The sequence below is a fragment of the uncultured Campylobacter sp. genome, assembly GCF_938045595.1.
Classification (GTDB): Bacteria; Campylobacterota; Campylobacteria; order Campylobacterales; family Campylobacteraceae; genus Campylobacter_B.
In genome coordinates this window covers 1-1001 of the sequence record NZ_CALIBB010000262.1, presented here as the reverse complement: position 1 = coordinate 1001, position 1001 = coordinate 1, and the positions used below count along the sequence as shown (strand labels likewise).

Here is a 1001-nt window from a genome sequence, read left to right as displayed (position 1 = left end):
ATCAAGTAGTCGCGGCGCTTAAAGCAGGCGGCGGCTCGCACGGCATGGGAATGGGAGATATGGGTCGCGATGCGCACGGCGCAAGCGACGGACATGATATGAGCGCAGGACATGATGGCATGAGTGGGATGCAAGACCCTCACTCCGCAGAGCACGGCATGAGCGAGCCGCAACACGATATGGGCGGTATGGGGCATACTCACGGCTCAGATCATGGCATGAGCGGCGATGCGGGCAGCACGGCGCACTCTCAAGGCTCGCCGCACGATATGGGGCAGATGCACGAGGGTAATGGCACGGCACACGGTATGCCTTCTGGGCACGCGCATTAAGGATGTTCAGCTAAGATGAAATTTTAAGCGGCCCATGTTTTGCGCTAAATTTAAAGCGTAAAATTTCAGCGTGCCGCCCGTGCCGCCATGGATGAGATGAAATTTTATTTTGCAGCTTTAACGTGAGGCAGAGATGGGTCTAGAAAACGGCTGCGAAATTTTATCTTGCGACGCGGCTAAATTTAACGCGCGGCATGAAATTCCGCTTTGCACGTTAAATTTACGCGGACGCGCCAGTTTAAAATTTTGCCGTAAATTTAAAATATCCGGTGCAAAATCTCGCTGCCTTGAGATTTTTAGAATTTTAAAATTTTATGCTGCGAGATACGCCTGGTTTTGAAATTTTACGGAGCTGAAATTTAAGAGGTCTCGTCAAGCGGCTAAATTTTAAAACTACGACGGATGACGGATAGCGGGCGGCAAACCGCGCGCTGTTTGAGTGCGCCGCAAGCGAGCCATAAATTTAAAATTTATGCGCGATCCGCAGTCGCAGGCGGCGGATAAAATTTCGCCGCTTGTTTAAACGCTAGACGGGCAAAATTTAAGGCCGCGAAATCCGCGCCGCAAAACGAGGCTAAAATTTAAAGACGGGCGGCGCATTTAAGCCGCGCGAGAAATCTAAATTTAAAAGCGCACCGAGGCGCAATAAAGGAAAAGAATGAAAAATTT

Annotated in this window: 2 protein-coding genes; both read left to right on the top strand. The window is 50.1% G+C overall.

The features are described from left to right. A partial coding sequence (locus tag Q0340_RS10470; RefSeq protein ID WP_298083255.1) for a hypothetical protein occupies positions 1–332 on the top strand: 332 nt, incomplete at its 5' end. A gap of 133 nt (positions 333–465) precedes the next feature. Beyond that, complete coding sequence (locus Q0340_RS10465; RefSeq protein WP_297949545.1) at positions 466–672, top strand: hypothetical protein; 207 nt, start codon at positions 466–468, stop codon at positions 670–672. The last annotated feature ends 329 nt before the right edge of the window (positions 673–1001 follow it).